The organism is Kordiimonas sp. (assembly GCF_048260245.1).
Taxonomy (GTDB): domain Bacteria; phylum Pseudomonadota; class Alphaproteobacteria; order Sphingomonadales; family Kordiimonadaceae; genus Kordiimonas.
This window is the reverse complement of record NZ_JBLXGZ010000040.1, coordinates 24,316-30,729: the sequence shown is the minus strand read 5'-3', so window position 1 is coordinate 30,729 and position 6,414 is coordinate 24,316. Positions and strand designations below refer to the sequence as shown.

General features: G+C 58.0%; 6 protein-coding genes. 4 read left to right on the top strand and 2 right to left on the bottom strand.

Features of this window, described 5'->3' with window-relative positions:
• Positions 1-371 (bottom strand): tetratricopeptide repeat protein (locus tag ACN0VM_RS15965; protein WP_417451893.1); only part of this gene is annotated, 371 nt, incomplete at its 3' end.
• Between the two features lie 171 nt (positions 372-542).
• Here ACN0VM_RS15965 and ACN0VM_RS15960 point away from each other — a divergent pair.
• Positions 543-2,936, top strand: a complete 2,394-nt coding sequence (locus ACN0VM_RS15960; protein ID WP_417451892.1) for a patatin-like protein — start codon at positions 543-545, stop codon at positions 2,934-2,936.
• 94 nt (positions 2,937-3,030) lie between these two features.
• Positions 3,031-3,705 (top strand): hypothetical protein, encoded by a 675-nt coding sequence (locus ACN0VM_RS15955; RefSeq protein ID WP_417451891.1) that lies wholly within the window; start codon positions 3,031-3,033, stop codon positions 3,703-3,705.
• 3 nt (positions 3,706-3,708) lie between these two features.
• On the opposite strand, the gene ACN0VM_RS15950 is transcribed toward ACN0VM_RS15955, so the two are convergent.
• Complete coding sequence (locus ACN0VM_RS15950; RefSeq protein WP_417451890.1) at positions 3,709-4,362, bottom strand: transglycosylase domain-containing protein; 654 nt, start codon at positions 4,360-4,362, stop codon at positions 3,709-3,711.
• Between the two features lie 155 nt (positions 4,363-4,517).
• Here ACN0VM_RS15950 and ACN0VM_RS15945 point away from each other — a divergent pair, with 155 nt between their 5' ends.
• Both ACN0VM_RS15945 and ACN0VM_RS15940 read left to right on the top strand, forming a co-directional pair.
• Positions 4,518-5,669, top strand: coding sequence for a DUF2891 domain-containing protein (locus ACN0VM_RS15945; protein ID WP_417451889.1), 1,152 nt, complete (start codon positions 4,518-4,520; stop codon positions 5,667-5,669).
• 153 nt (positions 5,670-5,822) lie between these two features.
• Entirely contained in the window at positions 5,823-6,377 is a 555-nt protein-coding gene (locus ACN0VM_RS15940) for an HPP family protein (RefSeq protein ID WP_417451888.1), read from the top strand.
• The last annotated feature ends 37 nt before the right edge of the window (positions 6,378-6,414 follow it).

The following is a 6,414-nucleotide window of genomic DNA, read 5'->3' as shown; positions in this document are numbered from 1 at the left end:
GCCTCATGCTGGCCAAGCTTTTGCTGCATGATGGCCGCGTTCATCTGCGCGGCCTGCAAGCCTGGCGCAAGGCTCAACGCGGCCTCAAAGCACGCCAGCGCTTCTTTTGTCCGGCCCTGCTGGTTCAGGAGATTGCCAAGGCTGTTGTGAACAGGGGCCTCGTCCGGGGCTGCCCTCACGGCCGCACGAAAATAGCTTTCCGCCTCACCGGCCTGTCCTTCAAGCTGGCGCACCGCCCCCATGAAGTGAAGCGCGTTGGCTTCACCGGGGTGTGCGGCAAGAACGCCCGCAAATAGCGCTTCCGCACGCGCCAGGTCTTTTTTCCCGAGCGCCGCCAACCCTGCTTTAATTGTCGCGGTTATGTCCACCACGCTATCCCCCTTGTGCCCCCAGTTTACGCGCTAGGGCCCGCGTGGCCTAGCCCATCATCGGTTTAGGCCACATGGCCAAATGCCCCATTGGCTTTTGGCTGAAAACCTGCAAACTATAAAAGCATAAGTTCTACAGACGCTTAGATGCGGAAGGTTTGCAGGAAAGGCACCATGCGCGAAAAGGAACTCAGACTGGCCGTCGTGTGTTATGGCGGAGCATCGCTTGCCATTTATATGAACGGCATATCAGCCGAGATCCTCAAGCTTGTGCGGGCCTCACGTGCATACCATAGTATGCCGGACCGGCTCACGCGCCAAAGCGCAACCTTTGCGGATGCAGCGCCAAAGCGCCCCTATGTGACTGATACAGAAAGCCTCTATTTCGAACTGCTACAGGCGGTCGGCCACAAGCTGGACCTGAGGGTTATTGTCGATGTGATCTCTGGCGCCAGCGCCGGCGGCATTAACGGCATTTTTCTCGCACGCGCCATCGCGCACGATCTGGATTTCGACCCCCTTCGTACCATGTGGCTCAATCTCGGTGATATTGAGGAATTGATGGAGGACGACACGCTCGCCGACCGCTGGAGCAAGTTTTACCTCTATCCTTTCCTTTGGCTGTTTGGACGTCGCGCTTTTGGCCCTGCCCAACCAAACCCGGAAACGCAGCGCAAGCTGTTCCGCTTTGTACGCTCACGATGGTTCCAGCCGCCCTTCTCCGGCACCCGAATGCTGACATGGATGTTAAACGCCGTGGAGAACATGGGCCACTCCAGGGGCGAAGACACCCTCATGCCGCCGGGTCACAAGCTGGACCTGTTTGTCAGCCTGACCAATTTTTTTGGCCAACCACGCCGCGTGAAATTGCATGACCCTCGTGAAGTGATCGAGCGCCAGCACGGCGTCACGCTTAATTTCAGCTACCGGCAGGCACCTGGTGGCCGGACGTTAAGCGAATTTTCAGACGCCAACCTGCCCGCCCTTGGTTTTGCGGCGCGCGCCACCTCAAGCTTTCCCGGCGCCTTCCCGCCCCTCAGGCTGCAGGACCTTGAAGAACGCCTAGCCGCCAGACGGCAGGACTGGCCGATGCGTGATGCGTTTCTGGCCAAAAACTTCCCCGCACTGGTCACCGACCGGGAAACCCTGGCGGAAATGAGCTTCATCGACGGCGGCGTCACCAACAACAAGCCCTTTGGATCGGCAATCAAAGCCGTATATGAGCGCCCCGCCCACCGCGAGGTGGACCGCCGCATCATCTATGTCGACCCCACCCCCGACGACCCGGACAAACTGACCGAGAAAAGCCGTCACGCCGAGATACCCGGGTTCTTCCGCACCATTCTTTCGTCGCTTGCCGAAATCCCGCGCACGGAACCCATTTATGAAGACCTGCGTGCCATGGACCAGCAAAACAAAAAGGCCAGACGATTTGAAGCCACGGTCCAGTCAGCCGAGGCGGAAGTAAACCGCATTGTCGATGATGCGCTGACGCTGGACGCCGAAAAAGAAGTCGAGGTGGCCATGCTCGCATCATGGCGTGAACGCGCGCACGAACTGGCCCACAAACACACAGGCTTCGCTTATGCCTCCTACATGCAAGCCAAAACCGTGCGTCTGATTGAAAGACTGGCCCAATTGATGGTCGATGGTGCCGCAGCATATGGCCAAGCCACAAGCGAGGCAGACACATTTGACGCGCTGCGTCACTGGTCAGAGATGAAGGGCCTTCTGTGCCCTGAGGGCGGGGTGGTCAACATCGTACCTGAACGCGGTTTTCAGCACCATGTCAAACGCCTGCGCGAACTGGATGTGGATTACCGCATCAGACGGCTGAGGTTTGTCATTCTCAAGCTCAACCGCTTTATGCAACTGGAAGAAAACAGCCACCTGGTCGAATCCGTCAAGCACATCAAAAAACAGCTTTATGAGCGGCTTGAACAATTCCGCGCCTGCTGGCAGGTCACCTCCTATCCTGAGGGGCTCTTCGCGGGCGACAGTGTAACGCGCCTTGGCAAGGACGACATAGAAGCACTGCTGGATACCATCGCCAGCACCATCAATCTGGAAGACCTGGACTATGCGCTGGACGAAACGCTGGCGGCGCTTCTCTCTGAGTTGCCGCACTCCGACCTGCGGACAACCCTTTTCCGCGCCTATGTGGGCTATGCTTTCTATGACGTATTGACCCTGCCCATGAGCGCAAATGCAGACCTGTTGGAGATGGACGAAATTCGCGTTGCGCGCATTAGCCCGATTGATTGTTCCGCGCTTCACAGCGACCCCATGGATGATGTGCTCCTGGGAACTCAGCTCTATAATTTTGGCGCCTTCTTCTCCCGTTCCGCGCGCGAGAACGACTATATCTGGGGCCGCCTGCACGCCGCAAAGCGGCTGACAGATTTTGTGCTGGACGCCGCCGGGCCCGATGCCTTGCCCGAGAGTTTCGACCTTGAGAACTTCCGCCGTCGGCTTTACCTCGCTGTACTGGAAACCGAAGCCCAGCATGTGGAGCGTCAGGGCGACATGGTCGAGCGGCTTAAAAAACGCTTCAGCGGGCAAGACTGAGCGCGCTGACGTGTATCTATACACCCGCGCTCCCTTGCGCTAGACTGCGCGTTCAACAGACACATTCATCATGCAAACATGGGGGGCTATGGGCATGACAATGCATGAAATAACCTATGAAGACGCGCGGCCAAAAATGAAGCCAGGCGATGTCATCGCGTTTTCCGGCAAGGGTCATTTTTCCGAGATCATCAAGATGGTGACTTTCTCTGAGGTCAGCCACGTGGGGGTGGTGTTGCAAACCCAGATCGCCAGCCATTCGGACGGGCGCTATTTCAACCAGATCATCGAGGCCGCTACGGTCAAGGGCTTTTCGGGCGTCAGTATTTCACGTTTCTCGGAACGACTACTGGAATATCAGGGTGCCGTCTGGTGGCTGCCGATCAAATCGGACCTGCGCGAGAACGAGGACGCCCACAAAACCTTCTATAATTTCCTCTTTGGCCACGCCGAAGCCCGCACCGGGTATGATCTGCCGCAGGCGCTGAAGTCCGCGGCGGACAAGTTTGACGATCTGCCGTACAATATGAACGGCCCCTTTTATAACAAGGAAGATTTTTCGCGTTTCTTCTGCTCGGAACTGGTAGCCGCAGGGCTTGAGCGCGCCGGTGTTGTCGGCACCGTCAATGCGTCGGAAGTCACGCCGATCGACTTGTGCCGCTGGTCGATTTACGAGGATGATTATTACCTGCTGAAACCCGATACCGACGGCGCCCGGCCCGGCATCAGCCGTTATAACCGCATGGACCCGGAAGCCTGGAACGTGTGAGGGTTAAGCCCGGCAGCCTTCCAGCCACACATCGCCGTTACCGTCCGGCACACATTGGTGCGCAAGCAAAGCCTTGATGCGCCTGACCCTTTCTGCGTTTTCAGCGCTGTGGTTCACCGGGTCCAGCTTTTCCGGCGCGAGCAGCATGGCGACAAGGCCAAGGAACTGGGTATCCGACAGCATCATCAGTTCCTTGCCATACCAGCGGCGCGCCGCTTCATGAAAGCCGATCACCGGCCCGGCCTCGTCACGCCCCATATAGGCCACATTCAAAAATGCCTTGAGGATGTTATGCCGCGTGACCTTGGCGTGCATGCCAAAGCGTGTCATCAGCATGAGTTCAACCTTGGCGAAGCCCGGTTTGAAACGGTCAAAATAAATGCGTTTGCCCAAGCTCTGGCTGATCGTGGTCAACCCTGCGCCGGGCGTCTCCAGATCGATGCCCCTGTTGGTCCAGAAGGTCGGGTCCTCTACCGCCAGCAGAGCATTGATGCGCGCTTCAGGAATGGTATCCAGCTCCACGTCGGCCTCCGTGTTGATGGCCGCAACCCGCCAGGCGGAGACGTTCCGCGCCTCCCAAACCCGTGCCTCCCAATAAACGGCAAGCCCGAGCAATACCACAAGCGCCGCTTTCCCGATCATCTTCACCACAACCATGCCCATATCCCTACCGCTGGTACACCAATGCCGAGCTTTAGATTTGCCGGAAAATAAGGCAGCGCCGGGGCTGGATCATGGCGGGTTTTTACCTTTTATCCTTGATCGGAGCGGCAAAGTTTCCTGATATGGGGCAAATCACATTGGGGAACGTCATGAAAAAGCACATCATTCTTGCGCCTGCTATCGCCCTTTCGCTCATCGGCCTTGTCGCCTGCGAAGCCCCTGACGAGGGCGAAACCGCAGGCGAAGCCGCCGCAAAGCTGCAGGAAGCCCTGCCCACCGCGCGGGACGGCGTGGTCACGGACCGTTTTGCCCGCATGGCGCTTGAATGTGTGCACCGCGAATATCCCAATAAAATCAGCCATGTGATGAATTCAGACGCGGACGCCAAACCACCCAAGGCGCTGACCCCGGCCTTTTACGGCTGTTTTGACTGGCATTCCAGCGTGCACGGCCACTGGCTGCTGACGCGCTTGTTGAAGCTGGACCCCACGTCGCCCATGGCAGCGGCATCAGCGGCAGCGCTGGCCGAAAGCTTCACGGCGGAAAACCTCAAACGTGAAGTGGCTTATTATAGCGCCGAAGGCCGCAACGGCTTTGAACGCCCTTACGGCATCGCATGGTATTTGCAACTGGTGGCCGAACTGCAGGAAAGCGACAACCCCACCCATGCCGCGTGGCGCAAGACCCTGCACCCGCTTGAGGACGCCATTGTGGCGAAGATGAGCGACTGGCTGCCCAAGCTGGCCTACCCCGTGCGCCTTGGCACCCATAACCAGAGCGCCTTTGCCTTCGGCCTGATGCTGGACTATGCCCGCACGGTGAAAAACAAGGCGTTTGAAGATTTGCTGATCGAACGGGCACAAAACTTCTTTGGCGCGGATGTGGATTGCCCCATCGGTTATGAACCCTCGGGCGAGGATTTCCTCTCGCCCTGCCTGATGGAGGCTGACCTCATGCGCCGGGTGATGACAGACGAAGGTTTTGCCGTATGGCTCAAAGCCTTCCTGCCCGGCATCCCCGATGACGGTTCGACCGACTGGCTCACCCCCGCGATTGTCAATGACCCGACAGACGGCAAACTGGTGCACTTGGACGGCGTGAACCTGAGCCGCGCGTGGGCGCTGGAAGGCATCGCCAGCGCCCTGCCCGACGGTGACCCCCGCATCGCCAGCCTGACCGCTACAGCAAATATACACAAGGAGACCGGCATCAAAGCCGTCAGCGACGCCCACTATGCCGGTAGCCACTGGCTCGCCAGCTTCGCTACCTACCTTGAGACAAAACGGGGGATTGCGGAGTAAACATGGGATTGTGACCCCCACCAAGACAGGAGTCCATGTGGGCTACTGGCTGGATGACTGCACAGTTTTTATTGCGTGATTAGAAAATTCATCTCACTTGATGCCATCATGCAGCAATGTTACGCATCGCAGAAGTCATGTTGACGAGATATTATGAAAAATTTTCTAAAGCGACATCAGCCCGCAACCCGGAAACGAGACGCACTGGCCGCAGGGCTTGGCGGCTTACTTGCCATTTTTGCCGTGGGCGGATTATCCGTGCTTGCTGACGCACCCCTGTTGATGGCGCCCTTTGGTGCGAGCTGTGTTTTGCTGTTCTCTGTGCCCTCAAGTCCTTTGTCGCAACCCATCAATGTGATCGGCGGGCATGTGGTCGCCACTGTCATCTCGCTGGTGCTGACCACATTTTTACCAGCCGAGTGGTGGGCGCTGGCGATTGGGGTCGGGCTGGCCATTACCGTGATGGGCCTGCTGCGCATCACCCATCCCCCTGCCGGCGCGGACCCTATTGTGATCATGCTGGCGGCGCCGTCGTTTGATTTCCTGTTCACGCCGGTGCTGTTGGGCAGCCTGATCCTTGTGATTGTTGCAAAAGCTGTACACCGAACGACAGGTACGGCCTATCCATTACCTGTGCCGCCGACTGCGCAAATACCTGCGCAAATGCCAGAGCCCGCATTGGTCCGAACCGAAAGGGATGCTGCTTAAATTCGGGTCACGCCCGCGAAGACGGAAGTCCATATCT

What these genes read in the sequence shown, in the direction of transcription:
- ACN0VM_RS15955 (WP_417451891.1), top strand. Translation starts at nt 3,031, where the DNA reads ATGACAATGCATGAAATAACCTATGAAGACGCGCGGCCAAAAATGAAG.
- ACN0VM_RS15945 (WP_417451889.1), top strand. Translation starts at nt 4,518, where the DNA reads ATGAAAAAGCACATCATTCTTGCGCCTGCTATCGCCCTTTCGCTCATC.
- ACN0VM_RS15950 (WP_417451890.1), bottom strand. Translation starts at nt 4,362, where the DNA reads ATGGTTGTGGTGAAGATGATCGGGAAAGCGGCGCTTGTGGTATTGCTC.
- ACN0VM_RS15960 (WP_417451892.1), top strand. Translation starts at nt 543, where the DNA reads ATGCGCGAAAAGGAACTCAGACTGGCCGTCGTGTGTTATGGCGGAGCA.
- ACN0VM_RS15940 (WP_417451888.1), top strand. Translation starts at nt 5,823, where the DNA reads ATGAAAAATTTTCTAAAGCGACATCAGCCCGCAACCCGGAAACGAGAC.